Below are 25,906 nucleotides of genomic sequence, written 5' to 3' on the forward strand. Positions count from 1 at the left end.
AGCCGCGCGCCAGGCCCGCGCCGCCGATATGAATTTCGCCGACCACTCCGGCCGGAACCGCATTGAGCTCATCGTCGAGAATATGAATGGCGGCGTTGGCGATCGGCGCGCCGATCGGCGTCGTGGGGCCCGCGCCCATGCGGCACCGACACGCGGTCGAGTCGATGGCCGCTTCGGTCGGACCGTAGAGGTTCCAGAACTCGCCATCCCAATTCCGCAACGCCGTATCGACGAGCGCCGGCGGCAAGGCTTCGCCGCCGCAGAACAGATAACGCAGACGGCGTAGCGCCTGCGTATCGGACTCCATCAGAGCCCGCAGGAACGACGGCACGCATTGCAGAACCGTAATGCGATGCTGCGCAACCTGCCGCCACAGCTCGGCCGGGTCGCGGCCGGCTTCCGCCGAGGCCGATACGCATCGGGCGCCGATCATCAGCGGCAGCCAGAACTCCCAGACCGACGCGTCGAAGCTGAAAGGCGTCTTCTGCAGAATCCGATCATTTGCGTCGATGGCGAAGGTCTGGCGCATCCACTCCATATGATTGACGATGGCTGCGTGACTGACGGCGACGCCCTTCGGGCGCCCCGTCGATCCCGAGGTGTAGATGCAATAGGCGATATTGTCGGGACTGACGCTAACGAAGAGATTCCCGTCCGCGTAATCGTCGAGCTCGCCTTCATCGCGATCGTGACACCAGGTTCTCGCGTCGCACGCGCCGAGTTCGGTGAGCAGGCGTGTTTCGGTAAGCAGGACGCGCGGCTTGGCGTCCTCCAGCATGAAGCGGATGCGTTTTGGCGGGTAATCGGGGGAAAGAGGGAGATAGGCGCCGCCGGCTTTGAGAATCGCGAGCAGGGCCGCCGTCATGACGGGCGCGCGATCGAGATAGACTCCGACCAGCACATCCGGGCCGACGCCGAGATCGCGCAGCCGTCGGGCGAGGCGATTGGCCCGCGCGTTCAGTTCGGCATAGCTCCACGCTCCGGCATCGCTCTCGACGGCGATGGCTGTGGGCGTCGCCGCGACCTGCTCCTCGATCAGTTCATGGAGACGGGGTCCGCCTGCGGCGAGCGCTCGCGCGGCGTCGGTCGCCGCCGTCGCGTTCATGCCGAGGCTCACCGCGCCGATCGATTTCGTCGGGTCGGCGAGCGCGTCGCGCAGCAGCGCGACGAAATGCTCGGCCATGCGGGCGATCGTCGGCGGATCGAATAGGTCGACGCTATACGTAAAGGAAGTGCGCAGCGCGTCGCCGCTTTCCTCCACATCCAGCGTCAAGTCGAATTGCGTAATCGGGGCGTCAGAGCGCGGCTCCTGCGCATCGAGGCCGGCGAGATTGCGCAGCGGCGCGTAATCGCGCCGGCGATGATTGTAGGTCACCTGAAACAGTGGATTATGCGCGAGCGTGCGTTCCGGATTGAGCGCCTCGACCACCTGCTCGAACGGCACGTCCTGATTGGTCTGCGCCTCGACGACGCGGGCCGAAACGCGCTGCAGCAGATCATCGAAGCTCGGCGCGCCTTCGAGGTCGACGCGGATCACCAGCATGTTGACGAAAAAGCCGATCAACCCTTCGATTTCGGTCCAGCGGCGGTTCGCGACGGGCAGGCCGACGCAGAGATCGCGCACCCCACTGTAGCGACAGAGCAGCGTCGCGAACGCGGTCAGCAGCAATGTGGACAAGGTGACTGAGCGCGCCTGCGCGAAGCGCCGGAGCTCGGCGGCCAGCGCATGCGGCATGGGGAAGTCGAGATTGGCGCCGCGGTAGCTCTGCTTTTGCGGGCGCGGGCGGTCGAGGGGGAGCGGAAGCGGCGCCTGCGCCGCGGCGAGCCGCTCTCTCCAATAGTCGAGTTGGCGGGCGCCGGCGCCAGCGGCGAGCCATTCACGCTGCCAGACGGCGTAATCCGCATATTGAATGGGCAGCGTCGGCAGACCCGGCTCCGATCCGCGCACATAGCTCGAATAGAGCGTCGCGAACTCGTTCATCAGCACGTTCAGCGACCAGCCGTCGGAAACGATATGATGCATGGCGACGAGCAGCGCATGTTCGCGCTCGTCGATCTGCAGCAGCGCGACGCGCAGCACCGGGCCATGTTCGAGATCGAAGGGACGGCGCGCCTCGCAGGCGATCCGCGCCTGCGCCTCGAGGCGCCGTTCACGAGGCGACGACGCGCTCAGTTTTGCAGCGGCGATCGGCGGCAGAGAATTGGACGCGATTTTCTGGACATAGTCGCCGCCGAGCGCGGGAAAGGATGTCCGAAGCGTCTCGTGCCGGGCCATGAGCGCACTGAAGGCCCGGTTCAGAGCGTCGATATCGAGTTCGCCGTCGAGCCGCAGCGCGCCAGCGACATTGTAGACCGGATTGTCCGGCTCCATCTCCCAGAGGAAGCGCAGGCGCCTCTGCGCATGCGAGAGCGGCAACGGCCGGCTGCGATCGGCGCGCGGCGGCGCAGGCTCCAAATTCGATGACGCGTCGGCCTGGCGCGCCGAGGCCAACGCCCTGATCGTCTGGCGCTCGAACATGGCCTTCGGCGTCAGCCGCAATCCGTGTTTGCGCGCGCGCGCGATAACCTGCAGGCTGCGGATGGAATCGCCGCCGATCTCGAAGAAATTATCCGTGACGCCGATCGTCTCCGACCGCAGAACCTCTCGCCAGATGCGAACGAGCAGTTCTTCCGTTTCGTTCGCGGGCGCGACGACGTTTCGGCCGGCGACCTGCGGCGCGGGAAGCGCGCGGCGGTCGAGCTTGCCGTTGGCTGTCAGCGGCAAGCTCGCGAGCTGCGTGAAACAGGCGGGAATCATATAGTTCGGCAGGACGCGTTCGAGCGCTGCACGCAGCGCGGCGCCGTCGATCGCCCTTCGCTCCGTCGCGACATAATAAGCGACGAGGCGTCTGTCGAGACCGTCGCCATCGGCGACGACCGCGGCGTCCTCGACCCCGTCGAGCGCTCTCAGGGCCTCGACGATTTCCGCCGGCTCGACGCGATAGCCGCGAATCTTGAACTGCTCGTCCGCACGGCCGAGAAACTCTATTCTTCCCATGCGGTCGTATTTGACGCGGTCGCCCGTGCGATAGAGACGCTCCCCGCGTCCAGTGGGATCGGGAATGAATCGCTCCGCCGTCAGTCCCGGCTGCCCGAGATAGCCGCGCGCCAATCCCTCGCCGCCGACATAGAGATCGCCGGGCGCATTGCACGGCGTATCGGCCAGCTCATCGTCCAGGACAGCGACATGGGCGTTGGGCAAAGGCCGTCCGATGGGAATGGAGCCGCCGCCCGCGAGCGGCGCCTCGATCTCATGCGTCAGCACGCCGACCGTCGTCTCGGTCGGGCCGTAGTGATTGACGATGCGGCAGCCGGGCTTCAGCTCACGCACGGTTTCCGCCAGATCCCGATCGGCCGTCTCGCCGCCGAGGATCAGGACATGCTCCGGCAGCACGCTGTGCGGTTCGGCGGCCTGCAACAGCGCCCGCAGATGGCCGGGGACGATCTTGAGAACGCCGATCCGGCGGCTCGCCAGATGCGCCGCGCAGAGATCCGCATCGGCGACGACATCCGGCCCCGGCAGATCGAGCAACCGGCCGGAGCACAGGGCGCCGAACAGCGCCGTATGGCCGAGATCGGCCGCGACGCTCGACACCATCGCCATGCCCGCATCGGGCGGAATCCGCACTTGCTGCAACAGGCCCTGGACATAATCGGCGAGCGCGCCATGGCTGACGACGACGCCCTTGGGCCTCCCGGTGGAGCCGGATGTGTAGATCACATAGGCGGCCTGCCCCGGCGGGATGTCGACTTGCGGCGGCTCGGCGTCGAACAACGCCAATGTCTCGTCTTCCAGAGCGATGAATTCGACCTGAGGCGCGCGGCCGGGATCGGCCGCGAGGCGAGCCAGCGCGGCGCCGCGGCTGACGACAGCCGATGCGCCGCACTCCGCGATGAGCGCGCGAAGACGCGCGTCGGGCGCAGCAGGATCGAGCGGAACATAGGCTGCGCCCGATTTTAGAATTCCGAGCAGGCCGACGACCCATTCCGGAGAACGTTCCACGACTAGCGCCACGCGATCCTCGCGACCGACTCCATGCGAGGCGAGGCAATGGGCGAGCCGGTTCGACGCTTCTTCCAACTGGCGATGGGAATAATCGCGCGAGCCGCCGCACAGAGCGAGACCGTCGATGTCGGCGGGGAGATTGCGCCGGCGCAAAGCGAGGACATCGCTCGAGTCGAATACATGCGCCGCTCCCGATCTGCGGGTCGCCGGACGCGGCGACAGATCGCGCAGCCTTGCTTCGGGCGTGTGGACGGCCGACTCGAGCAGGTCGAGGAAATCGCGCTTCCATTCGTGGATGGTGTCGGCGTCGAACACATCCGTGGCATAAGTAAAGAAGCCCTCGATTTCGTCTCCCGCATCCATCACGTCCAGAGCGAGATCGAAATGCGCGCCGGCCGGCGCCATGGCGAAGCTCTCGATGCGTAAGCCGCCAAAATCGACGAGCGAGGGGGCGGCGAAGCCATAATTGAACTTCACCTGGAACAGCGGATTATGCGCGAGCGTGCGTTCGGGCCGCAAAATCTCGACCAGCCTTTCGAACGGCAGGTCCTGATTGGCGTGGGCGCCCGAGACGGCGTCCTTCACCTCGGCCAGCAGCGCCGCGAAAGGAATTCGGTCATCGACTTGGTGGCGCAACACCAGCGTATTGACGAAAAAGCCGATCAGGCCTTCGGTTTCGGTACGACGACGATTTGCGAAGGGCGAGCCGACGCGCAGATCTCTCTCGCCGGTGCGACGCCGGAGCAGAATGTAAAATGCCGCCAGTAGGACCATGAACAGCGTGACGTCACGCGCCCTGGCCAACTCCCTGAGGCGCGTCGCGAGAGCGGCATGCACGCGGATGTCGACGGTCGCGCCGCGGCCGCTCCGCGCGGCGGGACGCGGCCGATCGAAAGCGGGCGTCAGCGGAGGATGCGCGTCGCCGAGGCGTTCGCGCCAATAGGCGAGTTGTCGGTCCGCTTCGTCGGCTCCGAGCCAACGCCTCTGCCACAGAGCGTAATCGCCGTATTGGATGCTCGGCGGCTGTAGCGCGGCCTCCTCTCCGCGGCTGAAGCCTGCATAGAGCGCAGCGAGCTCCCGCAGAAAGATCGTCAGCGACCAGCCGTCGGCGACGATGTGGTGCGCGGTCACCAACAGCAGATGATCATCGTCCGCCAACCGAACCAATTTGACGCGGAACGACGGACCATTTTCCAAATCGAACGGCTGGCCGGCCTCCGCCGCCGCGATCGCCTGCGCCCGCGCCTCGCGCTCGCCGGGCGCCATATCGCTTATGTCTTCCACCGCGACATCGATCTCGCCGGCCTCGTCGATCACCTGGATCGTCGCGCCGTCGCATTCCCTGAAGCGCGTCCGTAAAATCTCGTGTCTTTGGCGGAGCGCACAGAAAGCCTGGGACAGCGGCCCGATCCGCAAACAGCCCCGTAGTCTCATCGTCAGGGGAAGATTATAGGCGGCGCTGTCCGGCTCCAACCGCCAGAGGAACCAGAGGCGGCTCTGTGCGAACGACAGAGGGGGATTGTGATCGCCGACCGCGACGATGTGAAATGCGTCTGCGCCCTCCCCGGCGCTTTCGATGTCGCGGGCCGCCATTTCATCACGAAGGCGTGCGATGGCGGAGGCGAATGCCGCAAAGCTCGGCTTTTCGAAGAGAAGACTTGGCTCGACGGCGACGCGCCATTGGTCGGCGACGCGCGCCGTCAATTGCGCGGCGAGCAGCGAATTGCCGCCGAGCTCGAAGAAATGAGCGTCTCGCGCATCGATTTCGCGATCGAACAACTCACTCCAGACCGCAGCCAGCCATTCCGCCGTTTTGGTCTCCGTCGTCGTTTGCCCGACAGAAGAGACGCTGCGTCCCTGCCGCTCGGCGCCTTCGGGCTCGCCTCGCCGCCAGGCGAAAAAGGCGTCCAACGATCCATTCTCGAAGAGCGGCAGACAAGCGGAGCGCTGCAGCTTGCCGCTCGACGTCATTGGAAGAGCCCCCGGATTTACGAGAAGTATCAGCGATGCGCCTTCCTGATAGACCTCGGTCAGGAGTGCGTGGATCGCCTGCGCCACCTTTTCCGGATCGATGAGCTTTTGCGTGCGTTTGCCGATTTCGACGGCGACACCTATTCCTTCCGTCCCATTCACCTCGACCGGAAAGGCGGCGACCCGGCCTCGGCGAGCGGCTTCGAGCTCCTCCTCGATCGTCAGCTCGATGTCCTGCGGATGGAGGTTTTGACCGCGGATGATGATGAGATCCTTGAGCCTGCCGGCGATGAAAATTTGTCCGTCCCTGCGAAACGCGAGATCTCCGGTGCGCAGATATCGTTTGCCTGCCCTCTCGACAAAGGTCTCACCGGTCGCTTGCTGGTTTTGCCAATAGCCCCGCGCGACGCTGGCGCCGCTGACCCAGACCTCGCCAATCGAATCGGGGCCCGCGTCTGTCTCCATCGCCGGATCGACGACACGAATGTCGCTTTCCTCGCAGCCCTCGCCGCAGGAGATCAGTGTGAGGCCCCGCGACGCCGGATCATCGCCGCTTATGTCGCCAGCGTCGAAGGTCGCGGCGGCAACCTTCGCGCCCGGCCGCTTCGCCGTCACGAATAGCGTCGACTCGGCGAGGCCGTAACAAGGATGAAACGAATGCGCGGAAAAGCCCGCCGCCGAAAACGTCTCGGAAAAGGCGTGAAAGGTGCCGGGCCGGATTGGCTCCGATCCGCAAAATGCAACGCGCCATCGGCTCAAATCGAGCGTCGCCGGCAATGGCGCGGCAATTCTTTCGACGCAGAGACGGAACGCAAAATCAGGTCCGCCGCTGACGGTTGCCCCAAATGACGAGATGGCTTCGAGCCAGCGTAGAGGCCGCTCGATGAAGCTGCGCGGCGACATCAGCACGAGCGCCGCGCCGCTGTAGATCGGCTGTAGAAGACAGCCGATCAATCCCATATCGTGAAACAGCGGCAGCCAGCTGATCCAGACGTCGGTCGGCTGCAGTCCGAAGCCACGCGAGATCGCCGCCTCATTGGCCAATATATTGCCGTGGCTGACTATCACGCCCTTCGGCGCCGCCGTCGATCCCGACGTATATTGCAGGAAGGCGATGTCGTCCCGTCCGAGCGGCGGCGCGATCCATCGCCCGACAACTCCTTCGAGTCTGTCGACCGCGACCACCTCCACGCGATCCGGATCCGGCAACGCCGCTCGCAACGCCGTAGCCGCTTCGCGCCCGGACTCTCGGGTCAGCAGCAAGCGAGGCCGCGCATCTTTCGCGATGGCGAGCAGCCGGCCCATATGGCGCGCCCCCAGAGACTGGGGCGGATAGGCCGGCGTCGCGATGACACCTGCGTATAGACAGCCGAAAAAGGCCGCCACATAGTCGAGCCCGCTCGGCAGCAGCAGCAGCGCCCGCTCGCCGGGAGAGACCTTCGCCTGCAGACCTGCGGCGATTGACAGGGCGCGCTCATGCAGCGCCCGATAGGTGAAGACCTTCTCGGAGCCGTCCCGGTCGCCGAGAAAGCGCAAGGCGACTTGTTCGGGAGATTGCTCCGCGCGTCTGTGCAATATCGCGGCGATCGTGTCCTGCGAATCCCATGGCGCCTGCATCGACATACTCCCGACCGATCGTCTGTGCGCCGTTCCGCGAACAGACGCGTCGCTGATCTTTTGGTTCAATCGAAAACGGGTTCCGCGACGGGCCGACGGAGCTCCCCCGAAACGGTCGCGGCCGACGACTCTGGTCCCCGCCTGTCGACGCCGTCCGCCTCGATCCGCCCGTCGCGCATCTTCAGCACGCGATCGGCCAGATGGAAGTACCGGTCGTCATGCGAGATAACGAGGACGATCTTGCCCAGGCGTTTCAGATCCGGCAAAATCTCGCGATAGAAAACGTCCCGATGGAGCGGGTCCTGATCCGCAGCCCATTCGTCGAAGACGAGGAATGGCCGGTCCTCGAGCAGCATTGCGATGAGCGCCAGGCGCTTGCGCTGTCCTTGCGACAAGGATCGCGTCGAAAATGCTCCTGCGGAGACGAAGACCTTCTGCTGGAGGTCGAACTGCTCGACCAGCCTGTTGCCGCGTTCGTCGACGTTCCGTCCGTCGACGCCGATCAGCGACTCGAACAGATAGAAATCGAAGAATATCGCCGCAAAGAAGCGTCGATAATCTTCGCGATTGCGGTGGTCGACCGGCACGCCGTTCACAAGGATGTCGCCTTTGGTCGGAACATAAAGGCCGGTGAGAATCTTCGCCAAGGTGGTCTTGCCGCTGCCATTCCCTCCCACCAGAAAGACGAGCTCGCCGCGCGCGAAAGAGAGATCGAACGGGCCTACGGTAAAACCCTCGCCGCTGTCGCGATCGCGATAGGCGTAGGCGACGTCGCGCAGAACGAGCGTCTGGACGCCGTTTTCATAGTCGATCGGCGTTCGCGCCGCCGCGTCGGTGTGGACGACCGGCAGGAGCGACAGAAGCTGCTCGACGCGCTGAGCGGCGATACGGGCGAGATTGATCTGCGGAATATTGTTGAGCAGCACTTCGAGCGGCGTCACCATATAGAGAAACAACAGCGTGAAGCTCGTGGCTATGCCGATCTGCTCGGGCGCGTCGCCGGTCAACGCGAACAGCACGACGCCGATGAATGCGAAAATGAGAAAGCTTCCGAAGCCGCCCGACAAACAGAACCAGGAAAGGCCCGCGACCCGCTTCCGACGGACATCGCTGACCGCCCGGCCGAGGAGATCATTCACGAGAATGCCGCGCTTGGCGGCGTTGAGCTTGAGCTCCTTTGCGCCCTCGACGATCGCGCCGAAATGATCGAACAGTCGAACTTGCGATTCCGACGCTGCTCTGAGCTCCTTCAGGGCGCGCAGATGAAGGCCGTGATACCCGAATGCGCCGATGGCGATCGCCGTCAAGGCCAACAGAAAAATGGGCCACGACAGAAATGCGAGATAAGCGAGACATCCGGCGACGATCACCATATTGGTCAGCACCGCCGGGAGACTGACAAAGAGCACGGATATTTGGTTGCTGTCGTCCGTCAACGCCGAATTGATCTTCGCCGCTCCCGTCTCCTCGATGTCACGATAATCGGCGGCGAGAATATGAGCGGCGATATGAAGACGCAGCTTCGCGAGAACGCCTTGGCTCAAGCGGTGGAATAAAACGCCGGATGCAGTGCGTCCCGCGACCGCCGTCATCGCAGCAAGCGCGAATTCGATCAGGATCGTCGAATGCGTCACGCTCCTCGTCAGCGCGGCGTTGATCGATGCAATCAAAGCGACATTCCCAAGACCTGCGATAATGCTCGCGATGACCGAAGCAATCAAAAGCAGGCGGAACTCTCCGACCAATTTCCAAAGCATGATGCGGCTTCCAACGTTCCTCTACGTCGAATAGGACGCGCTGGCGCCGCAACAATTTAACCCCTCGACGAAATTCATCGAGCCCACAGCCCGACTCCGAGCCGCCGCCAGCAGCGCCGGACAAAGCCGACGCCGAGCTCGAGACGCGCCGATCGTCTCGCGCAGCGCGACAAAGCCGGTTGAGCTTCGGTCCGTCGGATTCGATTTACTGCAAGTCACGTCTGCGAGGAGCCCCTGTCACCGGCAATAGGCGTCGGCTCGCAAAATCATGCGCTTCGGAGCCAAGCCCAGGGCTGTGACTTCGCCAGTCTGTCTGTACTTTGGTGCGTCGTCGCCGCCTTCATCAGCGGAAGGCTGTGGGGGCTGGGCCGCGCGCCCCGGGAAGGTTCGGCGTGGCCGCCGACGACAGCGTTGAACATGCGCCTACCGTATCGCCGTTGCATGTCACGCATTCTCCACGCCGCCGTCCCCTCTTCTTACGAGGCGGCCTCGGCCGCTCGATCTCTATGGCTTCCTGACAAATCGCCTCCGCGTCGCGAATCATAAAATTGACGAGCGTCGGAGAGACGCCAATTCGCTGTGCGATCATTTTTTGCGTCGCGCCTCCGACGCGATGCTCCAAAAAGACCTCGCGCGTCCTGCGCGGCGATTTGTGCAACGCGTCGGCGATCGCCTCCAACGCCTCGCTTTCGAGCAGTCTTTCGAGAGGACAAACGCCTGCCGCCGCTACGTCGCACATCTCATCTTCGTCCCCTATGACGCGACGCTCCCGTATCGTTTGGCGCATGCTGTCGATCGCCATATTGCGCACCATCCGAAAAAGATAGCTGTGTGGCGACTGGACATCATTGCAGGTATTTTCGCAAATCTTCACGATCACATCCTGCACGATGTCCTCGGCATGCTGCCGATTGCGCAATATCCTGGCCGCGTGCTCTACTAATCCAGCACGCTTGCTGATGACGATCTTCAGCAGAAGGGCCCGCTGCGCAGCCTCGTTCTCCGGCACTGAAAAACTCCTTGAAACGTACGAGGATCGCCGAAACAGGCATTGCTGACGGAAGCAGCCAGCGTTCCGCTACTCGTCCTTTCGACCTCGAACTCGGAGATCCAGAGGCGAGCGATCTACGCTATTGACGAACGAGCATAGCCGCGAGTTGGAACGGACAAAATAGCCTTTCCTAACTTTCAAAAAGGAACAATTCTCAACGGGAGCCGCGATGATGCGCCCCTTCAGATTTTCGAGCGCTGCGGACATCGAATGGAGACTGGCCAGAAGCTTCCGTTTCGAGCTGGATAGAAGCTGGCGGCGATCGTGGAGTTGGGAGGAATATCAATTCACATGTTCAGAATCTCGCGTAGTTGTCATGATGCTCGGCCATTGCGACGACGACTTTGCGCGGCCCTTCGAACGGCGTTCGTCCATGCGCCGTCAACATATTGTCGAGCATCATCACGTCGCCCTCGCGCCAGGGAAAACTGTGCGTCTGTTCTGCGAGGATCGCGCGCACGTCATCCAACAGCTGGTCTTCGATCCGCCCACCGTCGGCGAAATACGCATTGCGCGGCACATTTTCGATACCAAGCAGATCCACCAGCGACTCACGAATCTCCGTCTGCAAATTGGAAATATGAAACAAATGTGCTTGATTGAACCATACAAATTCGCCGGTCGCCGGATGGCGCTCGACGGCTTGGCAGAGCTGCCGCGTTCTCAGGCCGCCGTGGTCCAGCCACTCGCAGACAATCCTGGCTCTGGCGCAATAGCGCTCGACTTCCAAAGGTGCGCTCGTATTGAAGACTTTCTGCCACGGAACATCGAAATGGCCGAAATTACGCACATAAACGACGCCGTCGGCGAAGCGTTCGCGAATGGACGCCGGCATGCGCCGATAGATCGCCCGGCTATCGGCGACGGGCGTTTCACCTCCGGCAAGAGGCGCCGTCACGCAGTGAAACCATAACTTCATGGGCCATTCGCGCGTATAGGCCTGTTCGTTATGCAGCGGGATATGCTGATGCGGCGGATATTCGGTCGAGGTATATATGCCGGACGACACGGCGGCGCGCGGCGTCGAGGCGAATTCATAGGCCAAGAGTGGATGCCCGAACGCGGCGGCGAATTGCTGAAAGACGTCGATCGACTCCACTTGGAATCCGCGTAGCAGCACTCCGCCTGCCGTCGGCAGGAGGGAATCGATCTCGCCGCGCAGCCACGGCCAAGCCGCGAGCAGGGTTTCGCCCGCGTGCCGTGGCTCGATCAGGACGGCGGGAGACGAATCGACAGCGACCGCGCATTCTCGCGAGTTCATCCTATTGCCCTTTGCAAAAAGTCAGGTGAGCGATGGAGAGGCGCGGGAAGCCTCGAGCAGAAGCTGCGGGATCCGCGACAGGACTTGCGCCTCTTGGCGCTGAATGAAGAAGTGTCCGCCATCGAACCATTGCAGCGAAAAGTCTCCGCTCGTCCTCAGCCGCCAGGCCTCCAACTGATCCGCCTCTATGTCGTCCTCATCGCCGGCAAAGACATAGATCGGCGCCGACAGGGGCGGCGAGTTCATGTCCTGAAAGCTGCTGCAGAGGCGATAATCGCTGCCGAGCACATCCAAGACCATCCGCAACAGTTCTGGATTGGCGAAAACCTCCTCGGGCGTCCCGCCCTGCTTGCGCAAAATGGCGATCAGCGAGGCATCGTCTTGTCCATCAGCGAAGCACGCGAAGTTCCGTCGAGACGGCGCAGCGGTCGCCGACAACAGGAGCGCGAGCGGCAGAGCCCTCGAAAGGATCGACGAACGGACAGCCATGCCGTAGGCGAGGAGCGCGCCCATACTATGGCCGAACAAAGCGTATCGCCCGCTCATCGAAGCGGAGTGCTCCTCGCAGAGCCGCTCGACCAATCGCTCGAAATGTTCTGCGGCCGGCTCCGCGATCCGATGGCCGCGGCCCGGCAATTCGACCGGGTGCAACACGATCCATGCCGGCAGGCTGCGCCGCCAGCGAAGATACATCGTGGTGCTCGCTCCCGCGCAGGGAAGACACAGAAGCGTCAGAGGCTCCGGCACGGCGCCTATCGCTCCGTTCTGGATGCGGCTTGTTCTTCCATGAACCGGCGCAGGGAAAGTGGGCGCATATCGGTCCAGACGCTTTCGATATGCGCAAGACAAGTCCTCTTGTCGCCCGAGACACCGGCGTCACGCCATCCCTCTGGAATCGGCTTGTAGTCGGGCCAAATCGAATACTGCTCTTCGTGATTTAATACGACGCGAAAATTCGTGTCCTCGCGATCGAAGCAATTCATAGGTCGTCGTCCTTTGCCGTTGACGCGCCGACACGATGGTCGGAAAGCGATAGGGATCGCTATCATAGACGCGCGTGCGGCTCGCAGATTTAGAGGGCGTGGCCATTTTTATCGACCGAATAAAATGCCGGCTAAACAACTGCCGCTCTCGTTCGTCATGTCAAAGAAGGATGTCACGTGGGAGCGTAGATGGCCATGAGCGGCGCGCCGACATTGCAGCGCGAGTTGGAGCGGGCGGCGGCCGTCCCCTTGCAGCGGCCCGGCGGCCGTCGCTTCGAATGGATTTACGACGCGGAAAATCTCATGGTCCGCGATCTTTCGACGGGAAGCACGACACATTGGTCGCTCCAGCGGCGCGGCGAGAGCGCAATGCTCGAATGCCGGGGAAATGCAGTCGATACGCTCGGGATCGACGAAATGGCCGTGGCTTTCGAGGTGTCGTTTCTCCACTGCCCCGACGCGCGTCGTCTCGATTTGCAACCCGCTGCGGGCAGTTTCGACGCCCTGCTCCAATCGGGTCTCGCAGCGCGCGACGAATCCGAGCGCATCTGCATTGTCCGCGACATGTTCTGGCGACGCTCGGAGTATTGGCGAGGGAATGCCTGCAATCGGACGCTTCCATTGCGTTACGCGTTCACGCAGGGTCGGCGCCATCCGCTGCGCGAGCCGAAGCCGGATGGATTGCTCTATACGCGCTCTATTCCGTGGCTGAGAGCGACGCTGTCATTCAGAGTCATCGATCCGGAGGGCGACATCGCTCGCTTCCATCGATGGATGAACGACCCGGCCGTCGACGCCTTCTGGCAGGAGGCGGGCGACGTCGGCAAGCACCGCGCCTATCTTGCCGCCATCTCTTCCGATCCGCATGTCATCGGAGTCGTCGGCTGCTTCGATGACGACCCCTTTGGCTATTTCGAAATCTATTGGGCGAAGGAGGACCGCATCGCGCCATTTTGCGACGCCGACGATTTCGATCGAGGCTGGCACGTGCTGATCGGCGAGCCGTCATTCCGCGGAAAGCCCTTTGTGACGGCCTGGCTTCCGTCGATCTCCCATTATCTCTTTCTGGACGATCGCAGAACGCAGCGCATCGTGATCGAACCGCGCTCGGACAATCACAAGATGATCGGAAATCTCGTGAAGGGCGGCTACGCGATCGTCAAGGAATTCGACTTTCCGCACAAGCGCGCGACGCTCGCCACGCTGATGCGCGAAACGTTCTTCCGCGAAAGGCTTTGAGCGTCGCGAACTCTCGTCTGTCTTGTCTCACATGGGGATGCACATGCGTATTTACGATCTCATCGGCATCGGCTTTGGCCCCTCCAATCTGGCGCTCGCGATCGCCTTGCAGGAGCAGAGCAACGCAGGGCAAGCGGAGCTGGACACACTGTTCATCGAGCGACAAAAGGAATTCTCCTGGCACTCCAATATGCTCTTGGACCATGCCCATATGCAGATTTCTTTCCTGAAAGATCTCGTGACGCTGCGAAATCCGTCTAGCTCATTCAGTTTCCTCCGCTATCTGCATGAAAAAAAGCGCCTGCAGGACTTCATCAATCTGAAGACTTTTTATCCCAGCAGGCTCGAGTTCAACGACTACCTCGCCTGGGCGGCCTCCCATTTCGAAAACATTTGCACATATGGAGAAGAAGTTATCGATGTGCTACCAGAACTGCGAGACGGAGCGGTTTCTTTGCTCCGCGTCCGCTCGCGCGGTCGCAATCGAGCGCTCCACGAGCGCCTCACGCGCAACCTCGTCGTCGGCGTCGGCGGCGCGCCAAACGTGCCCGACCGCTTCCTGCCTCTCGGAGCAGACCCGCGTGTGTTTCATTCGAGCCGCTACCTCAGCGAACTCGCTCGCCAAAAGGCTCCGAGAAAGATGGCTGTCATCGGCGCCGGCCAAAGCGCCGCCGAGGTCTTCATGGATCTCCATAATCGAGGCGTCGGCGTCGATCTGATCATGCGGGCCCGCGCCATCAAGCCATCGGACGACAGCCCGTTCGTGAACGAGATATTCAATCCAGAATATGCGGATCATCTGTTCAAACAGCCGGACGATGAGCGCGCGGCGCTCATCGACGAATTCATGAACACAAATTACGCCGCGCCGGATCTCGCGCTGATCGAGCAAATCTACGACGTCTTCTACCGACAAAAGGTCGCTGAGGGCGACAAGCATCGCTTCCTGCGACGATACGACGTTGTGGACGCTTCGGCCGAAGCGGACGGCATTCGGCTCTCTCTCGCAAATCTCGATACGAACCAAATTGAAACCCAGACTTATGACGCGGTCGTTCTCGCGACGGGCTATTTACGGGAATCGCACAATGCGCTCTTGCGTCCTCTCGTCGCTCATCTCGGGCCCTTCGCGGTCGACCGGCATTATTGCATCGTCAAGTCGCCGGATTTCCGGCCATCGATCTTTCTTCAAGGATGTTGCGAAGCGACGCATGGGCTCAGTGACACGCTGCTGTCGATAACCGCCATTCGGACCGACGAAATCGGGTGGGCGGTCCGGGAGGCGCTGCGATGCGCTTCGCAAGACGCGGAGGGCGACGACGCCGCAACAGCGGACGAGGTTTATTGAACGGGATGGGGGACAGAAGTCCGCGTTCGTTCGACGCGTTCGGGGACCGCTCATAGATCGACGGCGTCGAATTCGAGGAACGCTGACAGACACCGCCCGGCTCGCTCTCTTCGGCGCCGTCATTCATAACAGAAGCCCGTCACTCCGCCTCCATCGATTTGCGACAGCGGACCGGCGTCAACGCGGCGCTCGAATTGTTTGGAACAACAATTTGAATGTGGCGCCGCCGCCGGGCGTCTCCTCGAGCGAAATGCGGCCGTCATGCGCCTCCATCAGTTCTTTGACGATAGCGAGGCCGAGCCCGGCTCCGGGCTTCGCGTCCGTCTTGCGCCAGAATGGTTCGAAGATCAGATTGCGATCCGATTCCGCGACCCCCTCTCCATGATCGATCACGGCGACGGTGGCGTCGGCGCCGACACGCACGAGCACGGTTCCCCCTTCCGGTTCCGCGCGCAGCGCATTGTCGATAAGATTACCGATGATGCTTTCCAGCGCCTGCCTGTCTCCCGCGACGACGACCGGCTTCGGGGTCACTTCGGCAGCCAGATTACGTCTGTTTTTGAGCGCCAGCAGCACATGATCGTCGACAGCCGCCTGCGCGACTTCGGCAAGATCGATCGTCGTGGAAACGTCCCTGCGGCTCCGCAGCCGCGCCGAGGCGAGAAGCTGTTCCACGATCGAGCGAATTCGCCGCGCGTCGCGCTTCAGATCACTGACGAAGCCGACCTCGTCTGGATGGTCGAGTCGCTCGGTGAGAATTGCCACGGGCGTGCGCAATTCATGCGCGGCGTTGGCGAGGAACCGACGTTGCCGTTTCACATCGTCATCTAGGCGTTCGAGCGCATCGTTCATCGAGGCGACGAGAGGCCGAATCTCGGACGGCGCCCCGCGAACCGATAGACGCCGGTCGAGCGACACCAAATCGATGAGCTCCGCTTGTCTGACAAGCGAATCCAAGGGTGCGAGCCCCCGCTTCAACGTCACCCATCCAATGATTGCGACCACGAGAATCTCGAAGAGATGATATTGGATGTCCCCCGCTCCTGCCATATACATCCAGTAGGGCAGATCGCTCCAGGAGGACACATAGCCATAGGTCGCGATCTCCAATCTTCCGTGGCGCGTGTTGGACAGCACCATCGCGCCTTTGAGATCGCCCCCCTGATCGCCCTCGAGCCGATACGATAGGCTGATCGGCCTAACGCCCTCATTATTCTTGATGCGGGATACGAGATCCGGCGACGACCCTGGCAACTCCGACATCGTCTTCGGGTCGAATACAGCGAGGCGCAACGTCGGGGTGCGTTCGATAAAGGCGCGCAATTCGGGCGTAGGATCGAGACGCAGGATTCCGTCAGGAAATCGCGTCACCGACGCAGCCGTCAGAGAGTGGATATTGGGAAAAGCGGGATCATTCCAGAATTCCGGTCCGCCGGGAACGATTCCGAACGCGCTAAAAATATGAACGAAGACATGCGTCGCTATATAGCCGACGACTTGCGCGATCACGACATAGACGGACAGCCGCGCGGCGACCGAGCGAAATGCGCTCATGTCTCGGCTTCGCTCAAGAGATAGCCGCGCCCGCGCACAAGATGAATCTGGACGCCGGCGCCGGCGCTTTCGAGCCGCTTGCGCAAGCGCGAGACGAGCGTGTCGAGAGCGCCCGGCGACACGATGTCGTCAAATCCGTATACGTCCTCCATCAAAATGCAACGCACGACCACGCGGTCGATGCGGCGCATGAGCGATTCGAGCAGCGCGAACTCGCGCTTATGAAGCTTTATGGGCTTGTCCGCGACGCAAAATTGCTGGCCGGTGGGATCGAAGGACAAAGCTCCCGCCGTGATCGGCGGCGCCTTCGCGCCGCTCGACGACCTCAAACGCGCTCGCACACGCGCTATCAACTCTTCTCCATCGAAGGGCTTGACAAGATAGTCGTCGGCGCCGGCGTCGAGGCCTTCCACTCGCTCCCGAGGCGCATCGAGCGCAGTCACGATCATGATGCGCACGCTCGGCCGCAACGCGCGCATCACAGGAACGGCCTCCGCGCCATCGCCATCCGGCAATCGCCGGTCGAGCAGCATCAATTGATACGGAAATTGTTGCAACGCCTCCTGCGCATCTGCGAGATTAGCGACATGGTCGCAGGCATAGCCGGCTTTCCCCAGCCGTTTACAGATGAGGTGGGCCATATCCACTTCGTCTTCGACGATGAGAATTCGCATCGAGTGACACCCGGCCGCTGGCGAGCGCAGCCTCGCAGCCAGCGAGTTCCGTCAAACTAGAACGTCGGCTTTTCTTCCGCCACCCGAGAGCGTTCTGTCTGGAAACTTTCCGAAGCCTTCAGCTCGGCAGATCGGTGTAAGGTTCGAGAGCGTAACCATGGCTGCTCTCGACCGGCCGCCACGCCTTCACGTGTTTTGGCCGGCCGACCCGCAATCTGGCCGGAGGCCCTGTCATGTCCGTTCTATTTCGTCACGCGTTCTGGGGCTTCGCCTCGTTGCTGGCCACCACCGCGCTCTCCGAAGGCGCGGCCGTGGGGCAAGAAGCAGCGTCGTCGGTGTTGCCGCCGGTGAAGGTGGACGCGCCGCAACAGAAGATTCGACCGAGGGCCGTTCCGAGCAGCGCCACGCCGCGGGTGGCGAGATCGCGGACGAGAGGATCGAAGCACGCCGTGCAGATAAACGTGGGCGCTCCCTCGCCGACCGGCGTCGGTCCTGCGCTCGCCGGTGGGACCGGCGGGCAAGGCGCGCCTGCGCCGGGTTCGCAAGGCTATGTGGCGCGCCAGAGCTCCACCGGGACCAAAACCGATACGCCCCTCCTCGAAGTGCCGCAGTCGATCTCCGTCATCACGCGCGCGCAGATGGACGCACGCAACGTACAGCGCGAGGGCGAGGCGTTCCGCTACATGGCGGGCGTCTATTCCGAGCCCTATGGCGGCGATCCGCGCGCCACCTTCGACGCGCCCTATGTTCGCGGTTTCGACGTCAGCACGAATGGCGTCTATCGCGACGGTTTGCGCGAGGCCAATGGCGTCTGGTCGCGCTTCATCACCGAATTCTATGGCCTCGAGCGTGTCGACGTGCTCAAAGGTCCGTCATCGGTCCTCTATGGCCAGGGCAGCCCGGGAGGCATCGTCGACAAGATCACGAAAAAGCCGACAGAGGAGGCGCGCGGCGAGGCCTATGTCCAGGGCGGCTCCTTGGACCGCATTCAGGGCGCCTTCGACGTCAGCGGTCCCGTGGACGCCGACAAGCGCCTGCTCTATCGCCTCGTCTTCATGGCGCGTGACAGCGGCACTCAGTTCCAGTACGGCTCCGGCGATTCGGCACCCGACATCCGCCAGTATGTCGCACCCTCGTTCACATGGCGGCCGACGGACGCGACGTCCTTCACACTATTGGGCGACTGGTTGCACAATCGCACCGCCGGCCCTTTCACGGTGACGCTGGCGAACCAGGTTTCGACGCGCGTCATGCTCGGCGAACCGAGTTTCAACAAGAACGATTTCACGCAGGGAACGATCGGCTACCGGTTCGAGCATAAGTTCGACGAGGCATGGACGGTTCGACAGAACATGCGCTACGGCGCCCTCGATTTCGGTTACAACAATATGACCGCGTCGAAAATTTCGGCAAATGGAACCATCGCTCGGAACGCCACCGCCATCGACGAGCAACTCTATTCCTTCGCGCTCGACACGCAGAGCGAGGCCAGGGTCGCGACCGGCCCGGTGACTCATACGGTTCTCGTCGGCGTCGACTATCAATCGGCGACCTACACGACGCGCACGCGCGGAGGCGTCGGCCCGAGCCTCAATCTCTACTATCCCGTCTATGGCCAGATCGTCACGACGCCATCGACCATAACCAGCTACAGCCATCAGACCGCGACGCAGCTCGGGGTCTATGCGCAGGAGCAAGCGAAATTCGATAATTGGATTTTGACATTCGGCGGACGTTTCGACAATGCGCGCTCGACGACGACAAATATTCGCGCCGGCTCCGTCGCCGTAAAGGACGATTCGCAGGGAAGCTATCGAGCCGGCCTGAACTACGTCTTCGACATCGGCGTCGCGCCCTATGTCGCTTATTCACGATCATTTCTTCCGACCACAGGAACGGACTTCAATGGCAATGTGTTCAAGCCGACGATCGCAGAGCAGTTCGAAGGCGGCGTCAAATATCAGCCGCAGTTCTTTCCGGCCACATTCACCGCAGCCTATTTCGATCTCACTCAGCAGAACGTCCTCACCCCGGATCCGGCGCGGCCGGCGACGACCTACAAGGTGCAGACTGGCGAGGTGAACTCTCGCGGTTTCGAATTCGAAGCCGTCGCCAATCCGATGCCCGGCCTCGATATGGTGGCCGCTTACACTTACAATCCCGTGCATGTGACGAAGGATAATGCGACGTCGAACGGAACGAGCAATGTCGGCAAGAGACCGGCCTATATCGCGCGCAACATGGCTTCGCTCTGGGCCGATTACACTCTGCAAGACGGCGATTTCAGAGGCTTCGGTCTCGGCGCCGGCGTCCGCTTCGTCGGCCCGACCTACGCCGACGCCGCGAACACGATCCAGAATGCAGGATACACGCTCGTCGACGCGACCGTGCATTATGACGTCGGCAAGCTGATCCCCGAGCTCGAGGGCATGCGTTTTCAGGTCAATTTCAACAATCTGCTCGATCATCAATATCTCGTTTGCACGGCGACGACGAATTGCACCTGGGGACTGCCGCGTACCGTGATCGGCAGCCTCACCTTTCGTTGGTAACGCAGTAAACCTCTCGGGGGCAGACGTGGGTTCCCAAATGCGCTGTTGATTCGACTTGGCGAACTCCGAGAGGTTCGCTGTAGCGGCAGCGATTTGGCTTCAGGATGCTGACGACACGCGCTCCTCGCGAGCGATAGCGAAGCGTTGGAGGGACGGCCAAGCGCCGGGCCACGAAGTGCACATGATAGCGAGGCCGCCGGGGCGGCCACATGCTCGAAGCCAGACTTGAAGACGACTCGTACCGTCGAGTTGGGGGGTGCCATCATTCCGTTATCGGGGGCGCCTTCATCTCGTTTTAGGGGGCGCCATCGCTCGGAATCACCAATCTTGGCGCGGAGATCTGTAGCCATCGTCAGAGCGGGGATGGGGATCGCGAGCTGGTTAGCGATCGGCGTATAGATATCGATATTGGCGCCGGGAGCGCGAACCGAGACCAAAAGCGAATACCGCGCCGAACGATCCCACCGTTGCAGCGCCGGCTTCTCCTTCCACCACCCGCTTACGGGGAAGACACCAATTGCATCGCGATCAGCAAGCGTTGGGCGGCCGGAGTTTCTGCTTCGCTCCGTATGCTGTCGAGTCTAAGAAGGCAGTTTGGAAATAGAGAAAATAGAGCGTCCGGCGCGTTGAACGCCGCGATAAAAGCGAAGTCGATGACCCACGATCTTATCAGCGGAGACGCCGTCGAGAGCAGCATCCGGTTTGCGATCGAGATCACACGAGCAGCGTTGCAAATCATGAGGAATCGCGGAGCAGCCAGCCGGTAGCGGATGTCGAAAGCCCTAGCCATCACCCGGAGAGGCGTCATGATGTACGATCACAAACTTATTTTTGCTACGCCCGCTCACTCTTTCGTACATGCGACTACGCCGGCGCGCGCCGAGGCGCTCTCCAAGTCGACGAAAGACGTTGTTTCAGAATGCTGTTTCGGCTTGTCATTGCGCGCGCGTCTGACATCATCGTCCTCATTCGAACTAACGTGGACGCCGTCATGCCGCGATCGAGACGAACGACTGTCAAAAGCTTCACGTCGTCGCGACGAATGGCAATCGCCAGATCGAAGCGCAATCGAAACTCGATCCACGGCTCGTCGATTTGGTTCGTCTGCTCTCACGGGCGGCCGCGCGGGATTTCGTTCGATCCGAACAGGACAATCGAAAGCAAGGCCGTCTTCCCGAATAAGGAGGCCGCCGAATGAAAGCCGCGCTCTACGCCCGCTACTCCTCCGACAGTCAGCGCGACGCCTCGATCGAGGATCAATTGCGCCTCTGTCGTCAGCACGCACACAAGCAAGGCTGGACGATCGTTGACAGCTACACCGATCGGGCCACCTCTGGAGCGTCGCTGTTGCGCCCCGGCATCCAGGAACTGAACCATGACGCTTTGCGCGGAAAATTCGTCGTCGTGCTCGCGGAAGCTATGGATCGCCTGAGCCGCGATCAGGAGGATAACGCCGGACTGTTCAAGCGCATGGCCTTCGCCAACGTACGCATCGTCACTCTGTCGGAGGGCGACGTGACGCATCTGCACGTCGGCCTGAAAGGCACGATGAACGCCCTATTCCTGAAGGATCTCGCCGACAAGACTCGCCGCGGTCTGCGCGGCCGGTTCGAGGAAGGCAAGTCCGGTGGTGGACTGTGCTTCGGCTACGACGTGGTCAAGCAGTTCGCCGCAAATGGCGAACCGATCCGCGGCGATAGAACGATCAATGAGGCCGAGGCAACCATCGTCCGCCGCATCTTCGCCGACTATCTCGCCGGAAAATCATCGCGCACCATCGCCTGGGAACTGAACCAGGAGGGCGTACCAGGACCGCAACGCGCCGAATGGGGGCCCTCGACCATTCATGGCAATCCCAAGCGCGGCGTCGGTATTCTCAACAACGAACTTTATGTCGGACGCCTCGTTTGGAACCGCCTCCGCTATCTGAAGGACCCAGACACCGGGAAGCGCGTTTCGCGTCTCAATCCCGAATCCGAAGGGATCGTTCAGGACGTGCCGGAGCTACGCATCGTCCACCAAGAGCTCTGGGACAAGGTAAAAGGGCGCCAGCGGACGCTCATATGTGAGCCCACAGCATCCGGAGAGAACGCACTGAACGAGCGCAGGCGTCCGAATCTTCGCCGGTCTCGTGAAGTGTGGATGCTGTGGCGGCGGCTACACGATCATATCGAAGGACCTGCTGGGCTGCGCGACAGCGCGCAACAAGGGCACCTGCGAAAATCGTTTGAACATCCGGCGCGACGCGCTGGAGGCTTCAGTGCTGAGCGGCCTACAGACGCACCTAATGGAGCCTGGGTTGTTCAAGGAGTTCTGCGACGAATTCACCCGCGAGGTGAATAGGCTTCGGAGCGAGCGAGGGGCCGATCTGGAGGCGCGCAAACGCGAATTGGAGCGCGTGGACCGCGAACTCGATAAAGCAATCCAGGCGATCCTCGACGGCGTGCCCGGCGCCAAGTTGAAAGATCGGATCGGAGCGCTCGAAACCCGCAAGGCCGAGCTGATCGACCTGCTTGCGAACGCCGAGGAGCCGCCGCCGCTTCTGCATTCGAACATGGCCGAGATCTTTCGTCGACGCATTTCCGCGCTCCACGAGAGCCTGCAGGGCGAGGATGGGAAGGCCGAGGCGGCGGAACTGTTCCGCACGCTCGTCGATCAGGTGACGCTCGTGCCGGACGCAGACAAGCTGGCGATCGTAATCCGTGGGGACTTGGCCGCGATGCTTCGATTTGCAGCGGACAAGAAAAACCCCGCCCTGGGCGAGGGCGGGGTTTTGGATCGTTTGCTATCGCAAGAATCGTTGGTTGCGGGGACAGGATTTGAACCTGTGACCTTCAGGTTATGAGCCTGACGAGCTACCGGGCTGCTCCACCCCGCGCCGAGATTTGCAGCCTCGAGAGGGCGAGGCTGGGCCTGACGAGAATGGGGGAGTAGCGAAAGGCGAATAGGATCGGCTACTCGCTCTTCGCTACTCCCCCGCTCGCGCATCGTAGATAAGGAAGCTCTTGCCCTTTGCAGGCCTGGCGACGACCTACTCTCCCAGGTCTTGAGACATAGTACCATTGGCGCTGAAGCGTTTGACGGCCGAGTTCGGGATGGGATCGGGTCTGATCGCTCCGCCGAGGCCACCAGGCCGGCAAAGGGCAAGAATGAAGCAAACTGTGATTGGTCTTTCGATCGCGTCCATCTTTGGGGAGATGGGCATGGATTAATGAGAACGATCAAGCCGATCGAGCTATTAGTACCGGTAAGCTCCGCGCGTCGCCGCGCTTCCACACCCGGCCTATCGACGTGGTCGTCTTCCACGGCTCTCGAGGGAGAACTCGTTTCGAGGTGGGTTTCCCGCTTAGATGCATTCAGCGGTTATCCCGTCCATACATAGCTACCCTGCACTGCGGCTGGCGCCACAACAGGTCCACCAGAGGTATGTTCATCCCGGTCCTCTCGTACTAGGGACAAATCCTCTCAATTCTCCGACACCCACGGCAGATAGGGACCGAACTGTCTCACGACGTTCTGAACCCAGCTCACGTACCACTTTAATCGGCGAACAGCCGAACCCTTGGGACCTTCTCCAGCCCCAGGATGTGATGAGCCGACATCGAGGTGCCAAACAACCCCGTCGATATGGACTCTTGGGGGTTATCAGCCTGTTATCCCCGGCGTACCTTTTATCCGTTGAGCGATGGCCCTTCCACGAGGGACCACCGGATCACTATGACCGACTTTCGTCTCTGCTCGACTTGTCTGTCTCGCAGTCAGGCAGGCTTATGCCATTGCACTCGACGAGCGATTTCCGACCGCTCTGAGCCCACCATCGCGCGCCTCCGTTACTCTTTGGGAGGCGACCGCCCCAGTCAAACTGCCTACCATGCACTGTCCCGGCCCCGGATGACGGAGCGCGGTTAGACATCCATGACGATAAGGGTGGTATTTCAAGGGTGGCTCCACACGAGCTGGCGCCCATGCTTCAACGCCTACCACCTATCCTACACATGCCGACACGAATGCCAGTGCAAAGTTACAGTAAAGGTGCACGGGGTCTTTCCGTCTGACCGCAGGAACCCCGCATCTTCACGGGGAATTCAATTTCACTGAGCTGACGCTGGAGACAGCGGGGAAGTCATTACGCCATTCGTGCAGGTCGGAACTTACCCGACAAGGAATTTCGCTACCTTAGGACCGTTATATTTACGGCCGCCGTTTACCGGGGCTTCAATTCAGAGCTTGCACTCCTCCTCTTAACCTTCCGGCACCGGGCAGGCGTCAGACCCTATACGTCATCTTGCGATTTCGCAGAGCCCTGTGTTTTTGGTAAACAGTTGCCACCCCCTGGTCTGTGCCCCTCCCGCCCGCTTGCGCGAACGGAAGGCCTCCTTATTCCGAAGTTACGGAGGTAAATTGCCGAGTTCCTTCAGCGTCATTCTCTCAAGCGCCTTGGTATACTCTACCTGTCCACCTGTGTCGGTTTCGGGTACGGTCTGATGCAGGGGCTATTTCCTGGCGCGGGTTCACCGCCCGGACAATCCAGTAAGTCCGAACGATTTACCCCACGCGTCACCACCTGCTGGCCCACGATTATTAACGTGGTTCCCATCGACTACGCCTTTCGGCCTCGCCTTAGGGGCCGGCTAACCCTGCGAAGATTAACTTTACGCAGGAACCCTTGGACTTTCGGCGACACTGTCTTTCACAGTGTTTCTCGTTACTCATGTCAGCATTCGCACTTCCGATATCTCCAGGATGCCTCACGGCTGTCCCTTCACGGACTTACGGAACGCTCCGCTACCGCTCGCCTTGCGGCGAGCCCAAAGCTTCGGCTCGTGGCTTGAGCCCCGGTACATCTTCGGCGCGGAAACCCTTATTTAGACCAGTGAGCTGTTACGCTTTCTTTAAAGGATGGCTGCTTCTAAGCCAACCTCCTGGTTGTTTTGGGATTTCTACATCCTTTCCCACTTAGCCACGAATTGGGGGCCTTAGCTGTTGGTCTGGGTTGTTTCCCTCTCCACAATGGACGTTAGCACCCACTGTGTGTCTCCCGCATACTACTTCCAGGTATTCGGAGTTTGGTTAGGTTTGGTAAGTCTGTGGGACCCCCTAGCCCATCCAGTGCTCTACCCCCTGGAGTATTCGTGCGAGGCGCTACCTAAATAGCTTTCGCGGAGAACCAGCTATTTCCGAGTTTGTTTGGCCTTTCACCCCTAACCACAAGTCATCCGAGTCTATTTCAACAGACACCGGTTCGGTCCTCCAGTGCATGTTACTGCACCTTCAACCTGCTCATGGCTAGATCACTCGGTTTCGGGTCTAAAGCAACGAACTGAACGCCCTGTTCAGACTCGCTTTCGCTGCGCCTACGCCTATCGGCTTAAGCTTGCTCGTTACTTTAAGTCGCTGACCCATTATACAAAAGGTACGCAGTCACCCAGGACGAACCTTGGGCTCCTACTGTTTGTAGGTATCCGGTTTCAGGAACTGTTTCACTCCCCTCGTCGGGGTGCTTTTCACCTTTCCCTCACGGTACTGGTTCACTATCGGTCGCTGAGGAGTACTTAGGCTTGGAGAGTGGTCTCCCCATCTTCAGACAGGATTGCACGTGTCCCGCCCTACTCATGTCTTCTGTGCTTCGAAATCCATACGGGGCTATCACCCACTACGGCCCGACTTTCCAATCGGTTCTGATTAGAAACACACAAGAACTGGCCTGGTCCGCGTTCGCTCGCCACTACTAACGGAGTCTCGTTGATGTCCTTTCCTCTGGGTACTTAGATGTTTCAGTTCCCCAGGTTTGCTTTTGTATCCTATGGATTCAGATACAAATACCTTCTCATGATCTCTGTTAGTCCGAGGACAT

At 61.2% G+C, this 25,906-nt stretch carries 11 protein-coding genes, 1 tRNA gene, 2 rRNA genes and 1 pseudogene (2 of these 15 only partly in view); 4 read left to right on the plus strand and 11 right to left on the minus strand.

The window, feature by feature from the left end:
• From GYH34_RS19385 to GYH34_RS19410, 6 genes are all read right to left on the minus strand, one after another.
• Positions 1-7,633 carry the 5' portion of a non-ribosomal peptide synthetase gene (locus GYH34_RS19385; RefSeq protein WP_161915249.1) on the minus strand. It extends 1,955 nt beyond the left edge of the window, so only the first 7,633 of its 9,588 coding nucleotides appear in the window; the start codon lies at positions 7,631-7,633; the stop codon falls past the left edge of the window.
• A gap of 65 nt (positions 7,634-7,698) precedes the next feature.
• A complete protein-coding gene (locus GYH34_RS19390) occupies positions 7,699-9,390 on the minus strand; it encodes a cyclic peptide export ABC transporter (protein WP_161915250.1) in 1,692 nt (563 codons plus the stop codon).
• Between the two features lie 343 nt (positions 9,391-9,733).
• The gene (locus tag GYH34_RS19395; protein WP_161915251.1) at positions 9,734-10,399 is read right to left on the minus strand and encodes a sigma-70 family RNA polymerase sigma factor; all 666 of its coding nucleotides are present in this window, start codon (positions 10,397-10,399) and stop codon (positions 9,734-9,736) included.
• Between the two features lie 337 nt (positions 10,400-10,736).
• Positions 10,737-11,702: a TauD/TfdA family dioxygenase gene (locus tag GYH34_RS19400; protein WP_161915252.1), complete on the minus strand. Its 966-nt coding sequence runs from the start codon at positions 11,700-11,702 to the stop codon at positions 10,737-10,739.
• A 21-nt stretch (positions 11,703-11,723) separates the two neighbouring features.
• Complete coding sequence (locus GYH34_RS19405; protein ID WP_161915253.1) at positions 11,724-12,449, minus strand: alpha/beta fold hydrolase; 726 nt, start codon at positions 12,447-12,449, stop codon at positions 11,724-11,726.
• A gap of 5 nt (positions 12,450-12,454) precedes the next feature.
• Positions 12,455-12,685: an MbtH family NRPS accessory protein gene (locus tag GYH34_RS19410; protein ID WP_161915254.1), complete on the minus strand. Its 231-nt coding sequence runs from the start codon at positions 12,683-12,685 to the stop codon at positions 12,455-12,457.
• A 189-nt stretch (positions 12,686-12,874) separates the two neighbouring features.
• Between GYH34_RS19410 and GYH34_RS19415 the strand changes: the two genes are divergently transcribed.
• Both GYH34_RS19415 and GYH34_RS19420 read left to right on the plus strand, forming a co-directional pair.
• The gene (locus tag GYH34_RS19415; RefSeq protein ID WP_161915255.1) at positions 12,875-13,924 is read left to right on the plus strand and encodes a GNAT family N-acetyltransferase; all 1,050 of its coding nucleotides are present in this window, start codon (positions 12,875-12,877) and stop codon (positions 13,922-13,924) included.
• A 43-nt stretch (positions 13,925-13,967) separates the two neighbouring features.
• Positions 13,968-15,272, plus strand: coding sequence for a lysine N(6)-hydroxylase/L-ornithine N(5)-oxygenase family protein (locus GYH34_RS19420; RefSeq protein ID WP_161915284.1), 1,305 nt, complete (start codon positions 13,968-13,970; stop codon positions 15,270-15,272).
• A gap of 177 nt (positions 15,273-15,449) precedes the next feature.
• Here the strand turns inward: GYH34_RS19420 and GYH34_RS19425 are convergent, their stop codons facing one another.
• On the minus strand, positions 15,450-16,826 hold the full coding sequence (locus GYH34_RS19425) for a HAMP domain-containing sensor histidine kinase (protein ID WP_161915256.1): 1,377 nt from the start codon (positions 16,824-16,826) through the stop codon (positions 15,450-15,452).
• A complete protein-coding gene (locus GYH34_RS19430) occupies positions 16,823-17,500 on the minus strand; it encodes a response regulator transcription factor (RefSeq protein ID WP_161915257.1) in 678 nt (225 codons plus the stop codon). The genes GYH34_RS19425 and GYH34_RS19430 overlap by 4 nt, the downstream gene beginning before the upstream one ends.
• A 233-nt stretch (positions 17,501-17,733) precedes the next feature.
• Here GYH34_RS19430 and GYH34_RS19435 point away from each other — a divergent pair, with 233 nt between their 5' ends.
• A complete protein-coding gene (locus GYH34_RS19435; protein ID WP_161915258.1) occupies positions 17,734-20,052 on the plus strand; it encodes a TonB-dependent siderophore receptor in 2,319 nt (772 codons plus the stop codon).
• A 1,194-nt stretch (positions 20,053-21,246) separates the two neighbouring features.
• Positions 21,247-22,897, plus strand: a pseudogene (locus GYH34_RS19440) (recombinase family protein).
• On the opposite strand, the gene GYH34_RS19445 reads toward GYH34_RS19440, so the two are convergent.
• The 3 genes from GYH34_RS19445 to GYH34_RS19455 form a co-directional block, all read right to left on the minus strand.
• Positions 22,854-22,930 (minus strand) — tRNA-Met (locus GYH34_RS19445). The pseudogene GYH34_RS19440 and the gene GYH34_RS19445 sit on opposite strands and share 44 nt — an antisense overlap.
• A 140-nt stretch (positions 22,931-23,070) precedes the next feature.
• A 5S ribosomal RNA gene (gene rrf, locus GYH34_RS19450) occupies positions 23,071-23,185 on the minus strand.
• 84 nt (positions 23,186-23,269) lie between these two features.
• A 23S ribosomal RNA gene (locus GYH34_RS19455) occupies positions 23,270-25,906 on the minus strand; it runs 217 nt beyond the window's last position.

Origin of the sequence: Methylosinus sp. C49, from assembly GCF_009936375.1 — a bacterium.
Taxonomy (GTDB): Bacteria; Pseudomonadota; Alphaproteobacteria; order Rhizobiales; family Beijerinckiaceae; genus Methylosinus.

Coding starts and splice junctions, on each gene's coding strand:
- GYH34_RS19390 (WP_161915250.1), bottom strand. CDS start 9,390: ATGCTTTGGAAATTGGTCGGAGAGTTCCGCCTGCTTTTGATTGCTTCG.
- GYH34_RS19400 (WP_161915252.1), bottom strand. CDS start 11,702: ATGAACTCGCGAGAATGCGCGGTCGCTGTCGATTCGTCTCCCGCCGTC.
- GYH34_RS19410 (WP_161915254.1), bottom strand. CDS start 12,685: ATGAATTGCTTCGATCGCGAGGACACGAATTTTCGCGTCGTATTAAAT.
- GYH34_RS19415 (WP_161915255.1), top strand. CDS start 12,875: ATGGCCATGAGCGGCGCGCCGACATTGCAGCGCGAGTTGGAGCGGGCG.
- GYH34_RS19420 (WP_161915284.1), top strand. CDS start 13,968: ATGCGTATTTACGATCTCATCGGCATCGGCTTTGGCCCCTCCAATCTG.
- GYH34_RS19425 (WP_161915256.1), bottom strand. CDS start 16,826: ATGAGCGCATTTCGCTCGGTCGCCGCGCGGCTGTCCGTCTATGTCGTG.
- GYH34_RS19430 (WP_161915257.1), bottom strand. CDS start 17,500: ATGCGAATTCTCATCGTCGAAGACGAAGTGGATATGGCCCACCTCATC.
- GYH34_RS19435 (WP_161915258.1), top strand. CDS start 17,734: ATGTCCGTTCTATTTCGTCACGCGTTCTGGGGCTTCGCCTCGTTGCTG.